Genomic DNA, 19,561 nt, shown 5'->3' on the forward strand with positions numbered 1-19,561 from the left:
CCGGTCACCCGAAAAAGCGGTCGGCTCCGGGGACGCCCGGAGCCGACCGCATCCGCCCCGGACCGCCGCCAGTCCCTCTCCCGGTCCCCGCACGTGCACCCATGCAGTACGCCGACGACCAAGGCCCCGCGGTGGGGATGACCGCGGGGCCTTGGTGTGTCAGTCAGAGTGTGACTCTGGAATTCCTTTGGCTACCAGGTGCCACCTTCACCGTGCCAGGAGGGTTGGGGATTGTCGAAGTCGCCGTCGCTCTTACCTACGAAGGTGTAGGCACGGCTGTCTCCACTCATCTGTTCGTAGATCACAGCCAAGTCTCCGACTCCGTCGGCGTTCGCATCACCGGAAACCGCATCGCCGGGGTTGCCGAATGCCCATCTGCCGCTCCAAGCAGGAGTCTCCCAGCTGACACGCGGTGCACTGAACCCACCGTCTGGAGTGGCAGTGAAGGTCTCCAGCTTCTTGGCTGTGCTCCCCTTGCCCTTGAGCACAGCGAGATCCGCCCTCTTGTCACCGTTGAAGTCACCGCTGGTCAAGCGGCCGGCGGCGTTCCATGCTTCTGCGCCCGAATCCCAGGCCTTGCCATTACTGGAGAATGATCCGGTGACGGCGGTGTTGAAGCGCCAGAGAGCTGCCGTTCCGCTCTCGTACTGGTACAAGCCGGCAAGCTCGGCACGCCCGTCCCCGTTGAAATCGCCGGGGACCATCTGGGCCCTGGTGGCATCCCAGCCCCCAACACCAGACTTCCAACTGGCCAGCGGAGAATTGAACGTACCGTCCGCCTTCGCGAGGAAGGTGTGAAGGCCGGAAGTGGCGTTGCCGTAGTCGTAGAGGATCGCGAAGTCATCGCGTTTGTCCCCGTTGAAGTCGCCACTGCGCACCTGGCTGGCTTCCCATGACCAGCCGCTTGGGTTCGTCGTGCTCTTGAGGGTGCGCTTGAAGGTTCCGTCGGACTCGCCCAAGAAGCTCCAGGTGGCAACGGATCCGTCGGCATATCCGTAGAAGGCGGCGACATCGGCACGGCCGTCGGCGTTGAAGTCGCCGGAGATCCACTTGCTCCGGGTGTAGTCGAAGCCGCCCCTCGCGCTGGTCCAAGCCTCCTTCGGCGGGCCGAACCCGCCTTCGGTGTTGGCGGTCAGGACGTGGAAGCCGGTGGTGGCGCCGCCGTAGTTGTAAATGGTGATCATGTCGCTACGGCCGTCACCGTTGACGTCCCCTCCGAGTTCCGTGCGCAGACCGCCGGTCATCGCGTTCGGCTTGTACTCGGTGGCGATATCACTCGCCCGGTTCCAGCGCACGTACCCGTCCTCGAAGTCGGTCCGCGTCCCTCCGGTGACCTCGTACTCGTCGGACGTCGGGAAGCCCAGCCAGCTGTTCTCCGACTCCAGGGAGATCCACTTCGCCCGAATCTGCCCGGACACGGGCCAGGCGCCCGTCGCGCTGCTCCAGTAAATGGATGAGCTGTCCGCCGTCTCGTGACGGAAGCGGTACCGCTGGAAAGAACCGGCCTTGGGGGTCGTGGCCCGCACGTCGGTCGTCGGATATCCCAGGGCTGCCGTGGCGCCGCGCTCCAGGTACTTCGTATAGACAGGTCCGTGGATGGAGAAGGCGCCGATGCCCTGGGCGTAGTAGATGGCGCCTGTCTTGCCGCCCTTGCTGAAGGTGGTGACCCGGCCGACCCCGTCGCTAGTGGGACGCTCGTCCGAGGTCGGGTAGCCGAGGACACTGGTGTCGCGGCCCATCTCGTTCCATTTGGCCCAGATGCTGCCGTGGACCGGCCAGGCGCCGGTGTCCGGGCTCCAGAAGATGGAGCGGTTCTCCGTCGTCGTACCCGGCTGGTGGAAGTGGACGTAGCGGCCCACGCCGTCTCCGGCGGTCTTGACGTCGCTGGTCGGGTAGCCGAACTTGGCCGGGCCGCCGATGGCCTTGTACTTGGCCAGGATCGGCCCGCAAAGGGAACGCTTGCCGGTAGCCGTGGATTCGAAGACCTCGCACGTGCCCCAAGGCGTGCCGCCCGTGACGAGCGGCCGCGCCGCGCCGAAGGCGGAGCTGTTCGCGAGCGCCCTGCCCGGGAACTCGACCGCTGTGCCGACACCGTCCCGTGCCCACAGGTCCGCGAAGCCGTCGCCCTCGAAGTCTCCCTCCGTGGACAGATGCGGGTACGCGGCCGATGTGAAGCCCGTGCCGATGGACGCGGTGCGGACGGCCGCGTCACCGTAAACGGTGAGATCGGCGGCGGTGAGGTCGCCGGCGACAGGGTTGACCCGGCTGGTGTACTGGTGCACCGTACCGGCCTTGGTGTCGCGGACCCACAGCTCTGGGAGCCCGTCCTTGTTGAGGTCGCCGGGCGCCATCAGGGTCATGTTCTGCCAGTCGGCGTTGCCGAGCGGGATGGGCTCGGAGAACTCGTCCAGGAAGGGACTGCCCTGGGCACCGAGGTACAGCCAGAGCTGTCCGGCCGACTTGACCAGCAAGTCGGGTGTGTCGACATCGGTGAGCGTGCCGTCGCCGTTGTCGTCGTTCATGCTGCCGACCGAGAGGATCTGGTCGGCGTTGTGCCAGTGGTTGGCGTCGTCGGAGAACACCTGCAGCTCACGGCGTCCGAACTCCGTGCCGGCCAGCTGGCCGTTGCCCTCGTTGCTGTAGACCCACAGTTCCTTGCGCGCCGGGTCCTCGGCACCAGGGCGGAGCGCCACCAGGTCCTCGTAGTAGTCCTCGTTCCAGCTGCCGCGATGGGCGGTGACCGCCTCGCCGAACGATTCGTCGTCGGCCTGCTGGCCCACGCCGAACTTGCCGTTGCCCTGGCCCGGGTGTGCCCACAGGGCCCCGCCGCCGGGGTCGACGCTCCACAGATCGACAGTGCCGTCGCCGTTGAGGTCGCCCGGCTTGTCGCGGGCGGGCGCACGAGTCGCGATGAAGAGATAGGCGCGCAGTGCAGAGCGGTTGCCCGCCGCGTCGACACTGCGGACGTACAGGTACTGCGGTCCCGCGCTGAGCGGCGTGTACTCGATCCTCGGTGGCTTCAGCGGATCCGGGAAGTCCTTGGCGTGCACGAAGCGCTCCGTGGCGTCGGAGTCGGTCCACCACATCCAGTGGGTGACGTCGCTGACGCCGCCGTTGGTGAGGAGGAACTGCCCCTTCGTACGAGCCGGGTTTCCATCCGTGTCAGCCGGGAACTCCTTCGAGCTGATGCCGGGGAGGGCGGACGGGGCGTTCTTGTCGAAGGTGAAACGGCAGGTGTCGCTCACCGGGCTGTTGGCCGTGCCGTCGCTGGCCACCACGTTCCACCAGTACGTGCCGCTGGCCAGGTTCCGCGTATCGATGCGCAGGGAGGCGACCGTGCCCCGGCTCGCGTTGACCTTGGCGGGCCGGATGGGAGCGGCGGAAGAGCCCGCCACCGCGTACTGGAACTGGACCGTGAGGTTGTTGTCCTCCGCGTCGTCCACCTTGGCACGGAGAGTCACGTAGTCGGTGACGCCGAACGTGCCGCCGGAGCAGGGCACCGACGGGTTCGTGGACAGGTCGGTCGGCTTGACCGGCAGCGTGTTCATGTACGTCGAAACGCGTACCGAGTGGGGATCGAACTTGCGCCAGGAATGATCGACCGTGGAGCTCCGGGCTGTCAGAGCGAACGCCCACGCGGGGTACTTGCCCTTGGCGGCCTTGCTGATGGCCGACGTGACGTCGAATTCGACCAGCCCCGCCGTATCAGCGGGGCAGTTGCGACCACCGAAGGACTCTCCCGAGGAATCCACGGTGGAGAGCCAGGTGGGCTGGTTGTTCCACGTGATGTTCGAGGGGAGGGACTTCCCGATGTCCTTCACAAGAATGTCACCGGATTTGCACGACCACGAACCCGCGTGCGTCTGCTTGATGCGCAACGTCGACTTGAGGATCTGCTTGTCCCACACGTTGCCCGTGGCGACGCGGAAGTACGTGTTCGCGCTCACCGTCCCGCCGTTGGGGTCGTTGGCGACGCCGACGCGAGCGAAGTCGGAGATGGTGCCGCCGTTCCAGTACACCGTGTTCTCGGTGCCTGGGTAGCCGGTGTGCTTGTACGCGATCGACCAGGCGTTCTTCCAGGCGTCCTTCCCCCAGATCGGGTCGAGGACGACGGGGAAGACGGTCCCGGGGTCACTGAGGAGCGTCCTGTCCGGCGTCAGCGTGAGCGCGTGTTTCGTCAGCTTCATGCCCATCGGCGCCTGACGCGATCCCTCCGTCGCCCCGGTGAGCACCGCCGCGAGGGGGCGCTTCGCCGTCGGCGCGGCCTTGACGGCCTCGGACCCGGCCGAGTCCCACATGCGAGGCTTCGGCGCCGAGAACGCGGCATCGCCGTTAGGTGTGACGGCGTGGAGCCCTCCCTCCGGACCGGGCTTCACGTCGAGGCCCTTCACCTTCAGGCCGAAGGTGACCGCGGCCAGCGCCGGATTCTTGGCGGCCTCGGCGTTCTTAACGACGAGGGCATGCGAGAACGAGTCCACGGTCGTCGTGGCCGTGAGGTCGACGCCGGGCAGCACCTCCGCGTACGTCGCCGTGTTGCCGTTCAAGGATGGCTTGGGCAGCTTGCCAGGCCAGGACAAGGACAGCTCGCGGCCGTTGTCCCTCATGGTCGCGAAGGTGCCATCACCTCCGCCCGAGAACGACACCTGGAGCGCGGTCGCCCCGGGGGCGATACGCCCGTCGCCCGCGACCGCGAGTTCGGGGTCGACGGGCACGAGCTCGCCCTGTTGCCGGACCCTCACCGGAACAATGGCGCGGTCCACACTGAACGTGCCATCCGGATTCGCATAAGTCTCATCCGTCTCGGTACGCATCGAGATGATCTCGACACGCTTTCCGGTCTTTACTGCAGATTTTTCAGCGGCCGCGCTTTCCGCCTGCCGCTTTTCCGTCAGCGTAACCGCGGATGCGGCACCGCCGGGTGCGCGTAATTCCGCACCCTCAGCGGACGCGACCTCTGGTTGCATGGTGATAATTCCCGCGAGCATCGCCCCAGCGGCGACAGCGGATGTTCGTCTTCTCAAAATCCCCCCTGGTTATTCGCTGCTTCCTGCGAGTCTGTGAAGCGCTCCGCAGAGGACCCAGAACCCTCGACCGATATTTACTCAGCGTGACGTGCCCCCTGCGGCGAATCCCGTTTCTACCAGGCGAAGGGGTGGCTGCGCGAGAAGGGTCAAGCAATACGACAAGTAACCATTGATCCCTCCTTGTCCCGCTCCGACACGTCAACTCTCCGACAACTGGCTTGTTTGTTTTACCTGTCCCTGAAAAGCACAGACGGGCCCTGGAGGTAGTGATACGTTCTCCGGCCGGTTGTGCGTTTTCGCGAATACAGGGGGGATCTTGAGATCACGTTTACGCGCTGGGCGGATAAGACGGCGCATACGTTTTCGGCCGATGACGCGCTGGGCAGTCCCAGCGCTTGCGTCCGCCATCCTTGTTACCGGGCTGCCGTCGACTCCGGTCGCCGTGGCAGCGCAGAAAAATCTTCTGCCGGGGCTGCAGAAACTCACCAATGTTCCCGGCAAGCCCGCCAAGGGCGCATCCAGCAAGGCGCTCTCCGCGGAGCGCTCATGGAAGGCCCCGCCGGCAGTGGCCTGGCCGAAACCCGGCACCGCCGAGGTCACGCTGCCGACCACGACGGCTCCCGCGAAGTCCCGCCTCACCGCGTCCGTGGCAGGAGCGGCGGTGAAGGCCGGTGCGGCCCCCGTTCGACTCGCCGTCGCCAAGCCGAACGCCGCCACGACACCCGTACGGGCCAGGGTCCAGGTCAAGGACCGGGCGTCCGCCCAGCGTGCGGGTGTGGACGGACTTCTGCTGAAGGTGCAGCGGACGGACACGGGCGTGTCGACGAGCCCGCTGGCCGTAGAGCTGGACTACCGGAGCTTCCGCAACGCCTACGGGGGTGATTGGGGCTCGCGTCTGACGTTCGTGGCGCTCCCTGAGTGTGCCCTGACGACTCCGCAGAAGCCGGAATGTCAGACACGCACGCCTGTCGCCACGACGAACAACGCGGCCGCGGGAACCGTCACCGCGACGATCCAGCCGCAGGCCAAGCCGTCCGCGGCCAAGGCCTCCGAGACCAAGGCCGCGCCGGCGACACCCGCCCCCATGGTCCTGGCCGCCACAGCCGGCGCGAGCGGAGCCAACGGCGACTACCGCGCGACGTCGTTGAGCCCTTCCGGTTCCTGGCAGGGTGGCGGTTCGTCCGGTGACTTCTCCTGGTCGTACCCGATGGAGATCCCGGCGTCGCTGGGCGGCCCCGGGCCGTCCCTGGGGCTGAGCTACTCCTCCGCGAGTGTGGACGGGCGTTCCTCGGCGACGTCCCAGCAGCCGAGCTGGGTCGGTGACGGCTGGGATCTCGCCTCGAACTTCATCGAACGGACCTATCTGCCGTGTTCAGAGGACCGGAAGGAGGGTTCGGGACACAACAACCCGAAGAACCCGACCGGTGACCTCTGCCAGGGCCCGCCGATGGTGACGATGTCACTCAACGGCTCCTCCACGCAGCTCGTCCTGGACGACGCCACCAAGAAATGGCGTCCGCAGGGGGACGACGGCTCCCGCGTCGAGCTGGTCAAGGGCGCCGTCAACGGCGACACGGAGAAGGAGTACTGGCGCGTCACCAACATGCAAGGCGTCCAGTACTACTTCGGCCTGAACCGGCTCCCCGGCTGGGCCGCCGGGAACCCGGAGACGAACTCCGCGTGGACCGTGCCGGTGTACGGCAACCACGCGGGCGAGGACTGCCACCAGACGGCGTACGCGGAGTCGGTGTGCGATCAGGCCTGGCGTTGGAACCTCGACTACGTGGTCGACCCTCGCGGCAACGCGATGACCTACTGGTACGCCAAGGAGCGCAACCACTACGGCTCCAACGTCACGGAGCTGGGAAAGTCGACCGCCCGTGGCTACGACCGGGGCGGCTGGCTGACCCGCGTCTCGTACGGTCTGCGGAGCGACGCCCTCTTCGCGGCGGCCCCCGCCCAGATCACGTTCGACGTGGCCGAGCGCTGCATCAAGACGGATACCTTCGACTGCGCCGAGGCCAAGCTGACCTCGGAGGCGCAGTGGGAGACCACCCGTAACTGGCCGGACGTACCCGCCGACATGCTGTGCGAGTCGGGCAAGGAGTGCAAGGACCGCTACTCGCCGACGTTCTTCTCCCGCAAGCGGCTGACCGCCGTCAACGCCTGGGTACTCAAGGCCGGTAAGCCCGAGCCGGTCGATACCTGGACCCTGACGCAGGACTTCAAGTCCACCGGTGACGGCGGCGTGGCGGGGGACTACCCGCTGTGGCTCGCGAAGATCCAGCACACGGGCAAGAACGGCACGCCCATCGCGATGCCGCCGGTCGTCTTCGAGGGCAAGCAGTTGCCCAACCGGGTGGACAACGACACCGACGGCAACCCGCCCTTCCTGCGCTGGCGTGTGGAGACGATCCAGACGGAGACCGGTGCGCGGATCGCGGTGAAGTACGCCGCGCCCGAGTGCAGCACCGTGGAGCCGAAGAAGCTCCCTGCCACTCCCGATACGAACACGCTCCGCTGTTATCCGGTCGTCATTGAGGTTCCGGACCCCACCGACCCGACCGGCATGAAGAAGGTGTACTCCACCGACTGGTTCCACAAGCACCGCGTGGACCAGGTGCGCGAGGAGGACAAGAACGGCACGTCGCCGACCAAGGAGACGAATTACGTCTACCTGGGTGCGCCGGCCTGGGCCTATGACGACGAGTCGGAGGTCCTGAGCGAGCGTGCGCGCACGTGGTCGCAGTGGCGCGGTTACGAGCGCGTACGGACCCTGGTGGGCGTCGCGCCGGACAAGCGCACGATGGTGGAGAACCTCTACTTCCGAGGCATGGACGGCGACAAGCTCGCCGGCGGTACTCGGCGGTCGGTGAAGGTGAAGGACAGCGAGGGCGGTGAGGTCGCCGACCACGAGCTGTACGCCGGGCAGACGCGCGAGACCCTCTACTACAACGGCGAGGGCGGGGCTCTCGAGTCGGCGACGCTCTACACGCCATGGGTCCACGGCCCGACCGCGTCCCGCAAACGCGGCGACGAGGGTGCGCAGCCGCTGCAGGCATGGGTGCAGGGCACCACGACCATCGCCTCGCGCACGGTGCTCTCGGACGGCCGGGGCCAGATCCGTACGGCGGTCGAGCACACCTACGACAGTCGGGGCCGGGTGCTCAGCACCACCGACCGCGGCAACACGGGCAAGCCGGACGACGACACGTGTGTCCGTTACGAGTACGTCGAGGACCTGTCCAAGTGGCTCCTGTCGCTCCAGAAGCGGGTGGAGTCCCTCACCAAGGCGTGTGACGCGACGACGATCCAGCGTCCGCAGGATGTCGCGTCGGACAAGCGCGTCCATTACGACACCGTCGGCAACGTCATCAAGGCCGAGTCGCTGTCCGGTTACAAGGACGGCCAGCCGGTCTACACGCTCAACGGGTCCACGACCTTCGACGCGTACGGACGCCCCACGTCGGCGACGGACGTGTACGGCAACGTCACGAAGACGTCGTACACCCCCGCGTCAGGCTCGGTCGTCACGAAGATCACGACGACGAATGCGCTCGGTCACGTGAGTTCCACCGAGTTGGATCCTGGGCGTAGCCTGCCGGTGGCGCAGGAGGACGCGAACAAGCGCCGCTCCGTGATGGAGTACGACGCGCTCGGCCGTCTGCTCAAGGTGTGGTCACCGGACCGCGACCCGGCGACGACGATCCCGGACGCCGAGTTCGGCTACAGCGTGACCCCGGACGCTCCGGTGGTCATCACCACCAAGCGGCTTCTGGAGAGAGGCACCTACCGCACCAGCTACGACATCTACGACGGTGCGCTCCGTCTTCGTCAGACCCAGCAGCCCGCGCTCGACGGCGGCCGGGTCATCACGGACACCTTCTACGACAGCCGCGGGCTGATCTGGAAGGAGAACGGTGCCCACTTCAACGACCAGGCCCCGTCGGCCGGTCTGTGGATCTCGGACGACAACAAAGTGCCAGCGTCCACGCGCATGGAGTACGACGGCATGGGGCGCCCGGTGGCGACGATCGCCCGCAAGCTCGGCGCGGAGACCTGGCGAACGACGACGTCGTACGGCGGCGACTGGATAGCGGTCGACCCGCCCAAGGGCGACACCCCGACCAAGGCGCTGATCGACGCCAAGGGTCGTAAGACCCAGCTCCAGCAGTTCAAGGGCGACAGCCCTTCGGGAACGTTCGACAAGATCGACTACACGTACGAACGGCGGGGGCTGCTGGAGTCGGTCACCGACCAGGCGGGCAACAGGTGGTCGTACAAGTACGACATCCGCGGCCGCGCGTACGAGACGGTGGACCCCGACAAGGGGACCTCGCGGACCACGTACGACCAGGGCGACCGTGTCCTGACCATCACCGACGGCCGCGGCCCGGCGAAGACGATCGCCTTCGCTTACGACGCCCTCGGCCGCGTCACCGCCACCCATGAGGGCGCGCTCACCGGACCGAAACTGACCGAGCAGACGTACGACACCCTGCCGGGCGCGCTCGGACTACCCGTGGCCTCGACCCGCTACGTCGACGGAAACGCCTACACCCAGGCAGTGACCGCATACGACGCGGAGTACCGGCCGCTGGGCAACAAGGTCACTATCCCCGCGTCCGAAGGGAAGCTCGCGGGCGACTACCTCTACACCAACACGTACAGCAAGACGACCGGCCTCCCGCAGACGGTCACGCATCCGGCGGCGGGCGGCTTGCCCTCCGAACGTGTCAGCCTCGGCTACAACGGCTTCGACGTGGTCGACACGATGTCGGTCGCGGGCAAGACCTTCGTCGCGCAGACGCAGTACACGCCCCTGGGCGATGTGGTGCGTACGAGGGTGGGACCGGCCGGCAAGCAGCTGATCTCCAGCCATGAGTTCGACGAGCAGACCCGCCGGTCGACCCGTTCCGTGTACGACCAGGAAGTCGGGCTGACCAGCACGGCACGCATCAGTGATGTGCGTACGGCCTACGACGACGTCGGCAACGTCCTGAAGATCACGGATGCGCAGGGCGCCAACCCGACGCAGGCCACGACCGACACCCAGTGCTTCGCCTACGACTACCTGCGGCGCATGACCGACGCCTGGACGGCGACGGACGACTGCGCGGCCAAGCCCGGCAGCGCAGGCCCGGGATCGGCGCCGAAGGTGGGCGGTCCGGACCCGTACTGGACGTCGTACACCTTCGACGCTGTCGGCAACCGCAAGACCGAGGTCAAGCACGACACCGTCGGCGACACCGCCAAGGACGTCATCCGCACCTACACCTACGAGACCGGGGGCACTACCACCAGCCGCCTGTCCAAGGTCCACACCAAGGGGCCGCAGGGCGAGCGGGAGGACCTCTTCGCATACGACACGGCCGGCAACACTACGAAGCGTGTCGTCCAGGGCAACACCCAGACCCTCGAGTGGGACGTCGAGGGCCACCTGCAGAGCGTGACCAAGGGCACGGAGAGCACGTCGTACGTCTACGACGCGGGTGGCAACCGCCTCATACGACGCGACCCCACCGGGACGACGCTCTACCTGCCGGGCACCGAGGTCAAGCTCGACAAGGCGGGGAACATCGCCAAGGGCACGCGTTACTTCGCCCACCCGGCAGGCCCTGGCATGGTCAAGGTCGCCCAAGCCGGCACGATCACCACCTCGTACCTGCTCGGCGACCGCAACGGCACGGCGACCACGTCAGTGGATGCCACCACCCAGGCGGTCACGCGGCGCAAGTTCACACCCTTCGGGGAGACGCGGGGCGAGAAGCCCTCGATCTGGCCGGGAGAGAAGGGCTTCGTCGGCGGGACGGTCGACGAGTCCACGGGGCTCACCCATCTCGGGGCACGCGAATACGACCCGGCGGTGGGGCGGTTCATCTCGGTCGACCCGATGATGGACTTCGCCGAGTCGCAGACGATGAGCCCGTACGCGTATGCACTCAACAGTCCAATCACCTTGAGCGACCCGTCCGGCGAGTGGGTGAACTTCTCGGAGTGGATCAAGGCGGCGAAGACCTACAACGCCACTCTTTCCGCCGCCGGCGTCCCGCCCGCGCCCTCCGCGCCGGTGCCGAGCGTCAGCAAGCGAGACGTTGACCGCGCTCGCGCGTTCACGCAGCAAAGCAAAGTCGACATCGCTCTCCAAGTGGCCAAGGAGGCCTTGAAGGGAGCCACCGGCTGGGATGACATCGCCGCCTGTCTCGGCGGTGACCTGGCCACGTGCGGGATGTTGGCCCTCGAGGCCGCAGTCCCGTGGGCGGGTGGCGCGAAGCGCGTCCTCAAGGCCCTCGACAAGGCATGGGACGCCTACCGCAGATGGGAAGACGACGTCCAGTGGGCCGTCGGCATCATCAAGCGGACTGACTCCGATGCCGTCGCCATGGCCAAGTACACGGAAGACATGGCCGCGTGGCGGAAACAAGCGGACGCGGCCATAGCGGCGAAAAAAGCGGAAGCCGACGAAGCGGCGGCGATAGCCGCGAAGAAGGCCGACAGCGGTGACGGCGGGGGCGGAGGAAATGGCAGTGCCGGTGAATCCTGCACCGTCAACAGCTTCACGCCCGAGACTCCCGTCCTCATGGCCGACGGCAGCAAGAAGGCCATCAAGGACCTGAAGCCCGGCGACAAGGTCATCGCCACGGATCCCGAGACCGGCGAGACGTCGGCCAGGGACGTCTCCGCGACCATCATCGGCAAGGGGTCCAAGAACCTGGTCGAGGTCACCGTCGACATCGACGGTGAGAAGGGCGACAAGTCGGCGACCATCACGGCCACCGACGGACATCCCTTCTGGGTCCCCGAGCTAGGCGAATGGATCGACGCCACCGAGCTGAAGTCAGGCCAGTGGCTCCGCACCAGCGCCGGCACGCACGTCCAGATCTCGGCGGTCCAGCGCTGGACCCAGCAGGCGATGGTTCACAACCTCACGGTGGCTGATATCCACACGTACTACGTGCTGGTGGGGACTGCGCCGGTCCTGGTTCACAACTGCGGGGATAAGGTCTGGGAACCCTTCCGCGAGGGCGTCGACCACGCCGACCAGGGAACCCTTCCCGCAGACGCAGGGATTTCGGCAGGGTCCCCCCTAGGTGCGGGTGAGTATCACTTCGTCGTCCGCCGGGATGGTTCACTGCGTGCCATGCAGAACGAATCGATGTGGGACCTGAATCCGGATGCCGGGCACACCTCCTTGGGTGACCGTAAAGGGGTGCTCATGGCAGGCACCTTCGACGTCGATGCAAATGGTGTGATTTCCAGGATCGACAACTTCTCCGGTCATTACCGTCCGACGGACCTCCCAGGGTTCACTCCATTGCTAGATATCACCCGCGGGGCCTTCCGACGGCACGGTTGGGACTTTTCCGACAGCGCCTGGGACTACTACGCTGGACCACCAGGCCACTGAACGGCGATGTTCACTGGGGGCAGCCTTGTGGACGCTGCCCCCAGCGGGCGTTGCACACACCCTGAATAAGTCCTCTTCTGATGCGACGGTGGCGATGGAATTCCCGACATACCCCGGCTCCGACGTTCTCCTGGCGCGTCTTGCGCACAGTCAAGGCATGGAGCCACCTCAAACTTCGATGGGGAAACTTTCGACCGAGAAGTTCCTTCATCGACTAGCGAAGCAGATCGGCATGCAAAGCCACGATCTTTTCCTCATCGCGGACCTTTCCATTCCGGACCAGGAGTGGCCTTTCGATGAGGGTGCCAGCCGCGAGCTCCCCCGACTGGTCCGGCATGCACTCCCCTTGCCTGCTTCCTCCAGGCAGCAGCTGCGGGATTACGCCCGATCCCTGACCGAGCGACCGATGACCGCATCACCCAGGAAGCGAAATTCTTATGAGCAGTACCCCCCATGTTTCGGTTCGCTCTTTGTGCGGATGCTCGCTCTCCGCAATCTGGGGTGGTCCTCGGCAGCCAAGGTGATGTATCTGATGTCCGATGTCTATCTATCAGCTGCGACCATCGGAGCAGTAGGGCGTGGCGTCAAGGAACTCGACCGTGAGCTCCTCAATGGCTTCGCAGCTGTGTTCGGCGTCAGGGTCTCTGTTTTGGCGACCTTGACCGGTATGCAGGACGTGCCGCCGAGTCGCGAAGTGCCGGGCGAGATTGCCGACACGGCAGCATTGCTCTGGGACGTGCGGCATCTGCCTGCGGCCCAGGTGCGGCAAGTCTCCCAACATGCTGGAGCCCTCGGCCACAGTTGATGTTGAGCAGCACAAAGCCTAGCTAGCGAACCTTTCCAGCTGGTTGGCCGAGCGGCAGGCCCCTGGCGGGGCTGCGGTCCCGTGCGAGGCGCGCCTGGCAGGGGTGGCGGTCCTCGACGAAGAGAGGAATCCACAGCGCGAGCCCGGTGAGGTTCCTTCGCGCGTGCGCGATCACCGTGGCGGTTTAGGTTGCGCTGCTCGTTGCGCTGTTCGGGCTGTACGCCTGCGAGGGCAGGAGTCGGGAGCTGGGCACCGCTGATGTCGTGAAGGGTGGACGGGAGACGGCGGTGGTCGCGGGTCGACTTCCGAGAGGACGGGGAGTTCGAGATGCCTGGTATTCCGTGTGACGCCTTTCATCGGCTCGACCGTCCCTCCGGGGCAGGCCTCTACTCGGGGCAGACGCATGGTCACTCCGCGGCAACAAGGAACGCAGTTTCGTGATCGATCTCTAGATCACCGTCGGGGGCACCCTTCGAGGAGGGGCGTCCGCAGTGCTGCAGGAGCTGTGTGGCGGCGACGAGCCCGTTCTCTACTTCGAGACCAACGTCGGCCAGGGGTACGACTACGAGGTCCGGTGCGCGGACGCCGGACGCTAGGCCATTCGTGTGACGCGGGACACATAAAGTTTTCGTCAGTTGGCGCACAACCATCCCCACCCGTCACGGGTCATGCATGCGAAACAACGGCCACACCCGTGACACCCCCACCTCGGGAGGCGGCCCGCCAGACTCCGTGCCGCGTGATGCGGTACGCCAGACCACGAGGTCTTGAATGAAGCTTCGCCGCGCCATGGCGGTCGCCGCCGCGACCGCCGTCATCGCCCCTGCCGCCTTCCTGGCGGCTCCGGCCGCGTACGCGACGGACGGCACCACGAGCACGACCTCTACCGGCGGCGCCGGGGAGCAGGGCACCACCACGCCCGACACGACGACGCCGGACACGGCGAACGACGACACCACGACGCCGGGCTCGACGACCCCGGACGACGCGGACACCACCGAGGGCGAGAAGCCCGCCTCCGAGGCCGAGAAGCCGGCCGCGGAGGGCGAGAAGCCCGCCGCGGAGGGCGAGAAGCCCGCGGAGAAGCCCGCGGACAAGCCTGCGGACAAGCCCGCCGAGGGCGAGAAGCCGGCCACCGACGACAAGCCCGCCGAGTCCGAGGAAGACGAGGAGGCTCCGCTCGAGGAGTTCTGCGAGGACCTCACCCTCGACGTGAGCCTCTCCGGCTTCCCGAACAAGATCGTCGCGGGGAGCGGTTGGAAGGAGTTCTCCTTCGACGTCAAGAACACGGGTAAGAGCGACATCGAGAACCTTGAGCTCTTCGCCTTCGCGTCGTACGAGAAGGAGCTCGACGGGGAGACCAACAAGCTGGTCGAGCAGTACGCGCACTTCGAGATGTACGACCCGCAGGCCAAGAAGTGGACGTCGGACTTCGCCGAGGAGGGCGCCAACAACGGCTACTTCCAGGGCGCGTTCGCGCTCAAGGCGGGCAAGCAGGAGTCCGTCAAGCTCCGCGTGAAGATCGACAAGCCGGCTCCGGCGGGTCAGAGCGTTGCCCTCATCATGGGCTTCGACGCCAGCGAAGAGCCGAGCGCCGACTGCGCCTTCGACATGGAGGAGTACCCGTTCGAGGTCGTCGCCGCGGGTGGTAACCCGGGCGAGGTCGAGGACTCGAAGCCGTCGGGCGAGAAGCCGAAGGCCGACGTCAAGCCGCAGGGTGAGGCCAAGCAGATCCCCGTCACCGGCAACCTCGCCGAGACCGGTTCGTCGTCGATGCTGCCGGTGATCGGTATCGCCGGTGGTATCACCATCGTCGCCGGTGCCGGTGTCGTCTTCGCGATGCGTCGTCGCAACAGCGGCGCCACCGCGTAACCAGCACCACACGGACAAGAGAGGCGCTGCACTCGGAGGGGGGTGCAGCGCCTCTCGTGTGTCCGCGGCCGCTCAGGCCTTCGGCGGGACCGTGGGGATGCCCAGGAACGGGAGCTTCAGGGCCGCGAAGGCGTCCGCCGGGACCGCCGGGGACTTGGGTTCGACCGGGGTGAGGCGTACGTAGGCGGCGCCCTGGCGGGGGCGGGGGTCCGGTTCGCCTTTGTTGGGCCAGAAGGACATGGCGCGTTCCGCCTGGGCCGTGATGGTGAGGGACGGGTTCACGCCGAGGTTGGCGGAGACGGCCGCGCCGTCGACGACCGAGATGCCCGGGTGGCCGTAGAGGCGGTGGTACGGGTCGATGACGCCGTCCTCGGCCGTCGCGCCGATCACGCAGCCGCCCAGGAAGTGCGCGGTGAGCGGGGTGCCCATGAGCTCGCCGACGTTCGAGCCGGCGAAGCCGTTGATCTCCTCGGCGAGGAGGGAGGCGGCGCGCGTGCCCTCGGGGATCTGCTTGGGGTTCGGGGCGCCGTGGCCCTGGCGGGCGGTGAGGAGGCCCTTCCCGATGCCGTCGCGTTTGCGGTAGGTGGTGAGGGAGTTGTCCAGGGACTGCATGACGAGCCCGATGATGGTCTTCTCCGACCAGCGGCGGTTGGAGAGCGAGCGCAGCGCCTGCAGCGGGTGTCGGGCGACGTTGCCGAGCCAGGCGGTGACGCGGTGGTCGGAGTACGGCACCTGGAGGATGGACAGGGACCCCATGGCGTTGGAGCCCTTGCCGTAGCGGACGGGCTCGATGTGGGTGTTGGCGTCCGGGTGGATGGAGGACGTGATCGCGACGCCGCGCGTGAAGTCGACGCGGCGGTGGCCGTGGCGCTTGCGGTAGCGGCGGTCCGTGGTCTGGGACCCGACCAGCGCCTCCGAGTTCGTACGGGTCAGCTCGCCGAGTCGGGAGGAGAGGCGGGGCAGTTTCCCCTCGTCCTTCATGCGGTGCAGCAGGGTCTGCGTGCCGTACGTGCCCGCCGCGACGACGACGTACCGGCAGCGCAGCGTGTGCGGGGTGGCCTTGCGGCGGCGGTGCGTGGGGACGGTGGTGACCAGGTAGCCGTCGCCGGAGGCGGACTCGGTGAGGGCGGTGACCGTGGTCATGGGGTGGATGACCGCTCCCGCCTTCTCTGCGAGGTGCAGGTAGTTCTCGGTGAGGGTGTTCTTCGCGCCGTGCCGGCAGCCGGTCATGCACGAGCCACACTCCGTGCAGGCGCTCCGGGCGGGGCCGGCCCCGCCGAAGTACGGGTCGGGCACGGTCGAGCCGGGTGTGGCCTTCGCCGTACCGTCGGCGTCCCGGCCGTCGCCGAAGAAGACGCCGACCGGGGCGAGGTGGAAGGTGTCGCCGACCCCCATCGCCTCGGCCGTGGCCTTGAGGTGGACGTCCGAGGGCGTCATGGTCGGGTTGAGGCGTACGCCCAGCATCCGCTTGGCCTGGTCGTAGTACGGCGCCAGCTCCGCCTGCCAGTCCGTGATGGCGGCCCACTGCTTGTCCTGGAAGAAGGGCGCGGGCGGTACGTAGAGGGTGTTCGCGTAGTTGAGGGAGCCCCCGCCGACACCGGCGCCCGCCAGGACCATGACGTTGCCGAGCAGATGGATGCGCTGGATGCCGAACAGGCCGAGGGCGGGGGCCCAGAGGTAGTTCTTCACGTCCCAGGAGCTCTTGGGGAGGGTCTCCCGCGTGAAGCGGCGGCCCGCCTCCAGGACGCCGACGCGGTAGCCCTTCTCCGTGAGGCGGAGGGCCGAGACCGAGCCGCCGAAGCCGGAGCCGACGACGATGACGTCGTAGTCGTACCCGTCAGCCGGTTCATCCTGATTCTGGGCAGGGGGGACCTGGGGCATGGGCTCTCCTCGTACCGAAAAGGGGACTTCTAGCGGAAGCGGAACGCCTTCATCAGTCGCAGGCTGTGGCTCATGAACGCCGCGTACTTCTCGTCGTCCATGCCGAAGGACGGCGCCAGCGGCATCAGCCGCTGCTGCGCGATCGTCTGGGCCTCGGTGTACTTGAGGATGCCCTCGGAGCCGTGGCGGCGGCCGAGGCCCGAGTCCTTCATGCCGCCCATGGGCGACTGGACGCTGCCGTACGCCGGGGCGAAGCCCTCGTTGATGTTGACCGTGCCGGTACGCAGGCGGGCGGCGACGGCGTGGCCGCGGCGGCCGTCCTTCGTCCAGACGCTGGCGTTGAGGCCGTACGCGGTGGCGTTGGCGCGCTCGACGACCTCGTCCTCGTCCGTGAAGCGGTAGACCGAGACGACCGGGCCGAAGGTCTCCTCGGCGCAGACGGACATCGGTTCCTGGACGCCTTCGAGGATGGTCGGCTCGTAGAAGAGCGGGCCGATGTCGGGGCGGGCGACGCCGCCGGCGAGGAGCGTGGCGCCCTTGGCGACGGCCTCGTCGACGTGCCGGGTCACCGTCTCCAGCTGCCGCTCGCCGACCAGGGAGCCCATGTCGGCGCCGTACGCGAGGGAGTTGCCGAGCCGCATCGCCTTCGTGCGGGCGGTGAAGCGCTCGATGAAGTCGTCGGCTATGGACTCGTGGACGTACAGCCGCTCGATGGAGATGCACAGCTGGCCGGCGGAGGAGAAGCAGGCGCGGACGGCGCCGGCGGCGGCCTTCTCCACGTCCGCGTCGTGGAGGACCAGCATGGCGTTCTTGCCGCCGAGTTCGAGGGAGACCCCGACGAGCCGGGCGGCGGCGCCCTGGGCGACCTCGCGGCCGGTGCGGGTGGAGCCGGTGAAGGAGACGTAGTCGGCGTGCTTGACGACCTCGGGGCCGACGACCGGGCCGTCCCCGAGGACCACCTGGAAGACCTCGGCCGGCAGACCGGCTTCGATGAGCAGGTCACGGGCCCACAGCGCGGTCAGCGCGGTCTCGGTGTCGGGCTTCATGACGACGGCGTTGCCGGCGACGAAGGCGGGCAGCGCGTCGCCGACGGAGAGTTCGAGGGGGTAGTTCCAGGGCGCGATCTGGCCGACGACACCGCGCGGTTGACGCAGCTCCGTGACCTTGGTGAGCGCCGGTACGACGCCGGCGTGGCGCTTCGGCTTCAGGTACGCGCCCGCGCGGCGGCCGTAGTGGCGGGCCGCGACGGCGACGGCCTGGACCTCCTCGTGGGCGTGCAGGCGCGCCTTGCCGGTCTCCAGCTGGATCAGGTCCAGCACCTCGGCCTGGCGCTGGAGGACCAGGTCGTGGAAGCGGAGGAGTACGGCGGCACGGGCGCGGACCGGGGTCGCGGCCCAGACCGGCTGGGCGGCGCGGGCGCGCGCGAACGCCTCGGCGACGTCCTCGGGGGTGGACTCCGGCAGGTCCGCCAGCTTCTCACCGGTGAACGGCGTGTGGTTGGCCGTGCGGCCGGAGCCGACCACGCCGCGCGTGAGCTGGGCGACCACCTCGGGTGTGACCACGTCGGCGGCGGTGCGGGCGCCGGCCGGGGCGGGGGCCACGGGGTTCGTTCCGATCCGCTCCGTCGCTGCGGGGGAAGCCGAGGGGGCGGAGGTGGCCTGCGTCTCCGTGGAGTCCGTCGTGTCCGTCGAGTCCGTCATGGGGGCGAGGGTATGCGGAATGCCGGGCGCGCGGTACCCGCCGGTAACAGCTTTTCGCGGGACCCTCACACCACGCCAGCGATCACTGGCAAAGAAGCCCTGATCAGGGGCTCGTCAGGCGTGCCGCACACGGAACGAATCCAGAACCGTGTCGAAATGGCGCTTCAGCTCGTCCAGGCGCGTGCGCGGTGCCGAGACCCACACGTTGTACAGGTGGCCCCCCTCGTCCCAGCAGATGTCGTACGTACGCCGGGGGCCCTCGCCGTCCGTGAAACCGTTCCAGGTGAACTCGCGGAGGGCGGCGGGGAGGCCGTTGTGCGTGGTGGGGGTGACCTTGGCGTCGCGGTAACCCGGGTTGCGGTCCGGGCCGTCGGCGTCGGCGCGGCGCATGGCCGCCAGGGGGCCGCCCTCGACGGTCCGGCGGATCCGGATGCCGATCCGGTACGCCTTGTCCGGGGACATGTAGTAGACGCGTTGGCCGTCCGTGCTGCGGAGGTAGCCCTCCGGGACGACGAGGGAGAAGCCGCCGGGGTCGGAGACGGCGCGGTACCCGGCGGGTACGGGGGTGGAGCGCGACGGGGTCGGGGTGGGAGCGGGGGTGGGGCCGTTCTGGTGCCCCGACGGGGACGCCGTGACGGTGGCCACGGGCGGCGCGGCGCCGCCGTCACCGGTGTCCCCGGGGTCGTCGCGCAGGAGCAGCACGCCCGCGGCGCCCGCCCCGGCGAGCGCCGCGGCGGCGGCCAGCACGGTGGCGGCCACGACGGGGGTGCGGAGGGGGTGGCGCGTGCGGTGGGCGGTGGGCGTGGGGCGGGTGACGGCGGAGTGGGGTGGAGGGATGGGGGCGGTGGGGGCGGTGGGGGCGGTGGGGGCT

At 67.9% G+C, this 19,561-nt stretch carries 6 protein-coding genes; 3 read left to right on the top strand and 3 right to left on the bottom strand.

Annotation, left to right across the window (positions count from 1 at the left end; genetic code table 11):
• Nucleotides 1-191: 191 nt before the first annotated feature.
• A complete protein-coding gene (locus AC07FJ_RS27525; RefSeq protein ID WP_479051999.1) occupies nucleotides 192-4,964 on the bottom strand; it encodes an FG-GAP-like repeat-containing protein in 4,773 nt (1,590 codons plus the stop codon).
• A 502-nt stretch (nucleotides 4,965-5,466) separates the two neighbouring features.
• On the opposite strand from AC07FJ_RS27525, the gene AC07FJ_RS27530 reads away from it, so the two are divergent.
• The 3 genes from AC07FJ_RS27530 to AC07FJ_RS27540 all read left to right on the top strand — a co-directional run bounded on the left by AC07FJ_RS27530 (nucleotide 5,467) and on the right by AC07FJ_RS27540 (nucleotide 15,109).
• Nucleotides 5,467-12,432 (top strand): polymorphic toxin-type HINT domain-containing protein, encoded by a 6,966-nt coding sequence (locus AC07FJ_RS27530; protein WP_479052000.1) that lies wholly within the window; start codon nucleotides 5,467-5,469, stop codon nucleotides 12,430-12,432.
• Nucleotides 12,433-12,520: 88 nt separating this feature from the next.
• Nucleotides 12,521-13,237 (top strand): hypothetical protein, encoded by a 717-nt coding sequence (locus AC07FJ_RS27535; protein ID WP_479052001.1) that lies wholly within the window; start codon nucleotides 12,521-12,523, stop codon nucleotides 13,235-13,237.
• Between the two features lie 771 nt (nucleotides 13,238-14,008).
• Nucleotides 14,009-15,109 carry an LAETG motif-containing sortase-dependent surface protein gene (locus AC07FJ_RS27540; protein ID WP_479052002.1) on the top strand — a complete coding sequence of 367 codons (1,101 nt, stop codon included), beginning with the start codon at nucleotides 14,009-14,011 and terminating at the stop codon, nucleotides 15,107-15,109.
• A gap of 72 nt (nucleotides 15,110-15,181) precedes the next feature.
• Here the strand turns inward: AC07FJ_RS27540 and AC07FJ_RS27545 are convergent, their stop codons facing one another.
• Nucleotides 15,182-16,990 carry a GMC oxidoreductase gene (locus AC07FJ_RS27545; protein ID WP_479052003.1) on the bottom strand — a complete coding sequence of 603 codons (1,809 nt, stop codon included), beginning with the start codon at nucleotides 16,988-16,990 and terminating at the stop codon, nucleotides 15,182-15,184.
• Nucleotides 16,991-17,019: 29 nt separating this feature from the next.
• Nucleotides 17,020-18,690 carry a succinic semialdehyde dehydrogenase gene (locus tag AC07FJ_RS27550; protein WP_479052004.1) on the bottom strand — a complete coding sequence of 557 codons (1,671 nt, stop codon included), beginning with the start codon at nucleotides 18,688-18,690 and terminating at the stop codon, nucleotides 17,020-17,022.
• Nucleotides 18,691-19,561: the final 871 nt, after the last annotated feature.

This window comes from Streptomyces sp. NPDC045998 (assembly GCF_056430285.1).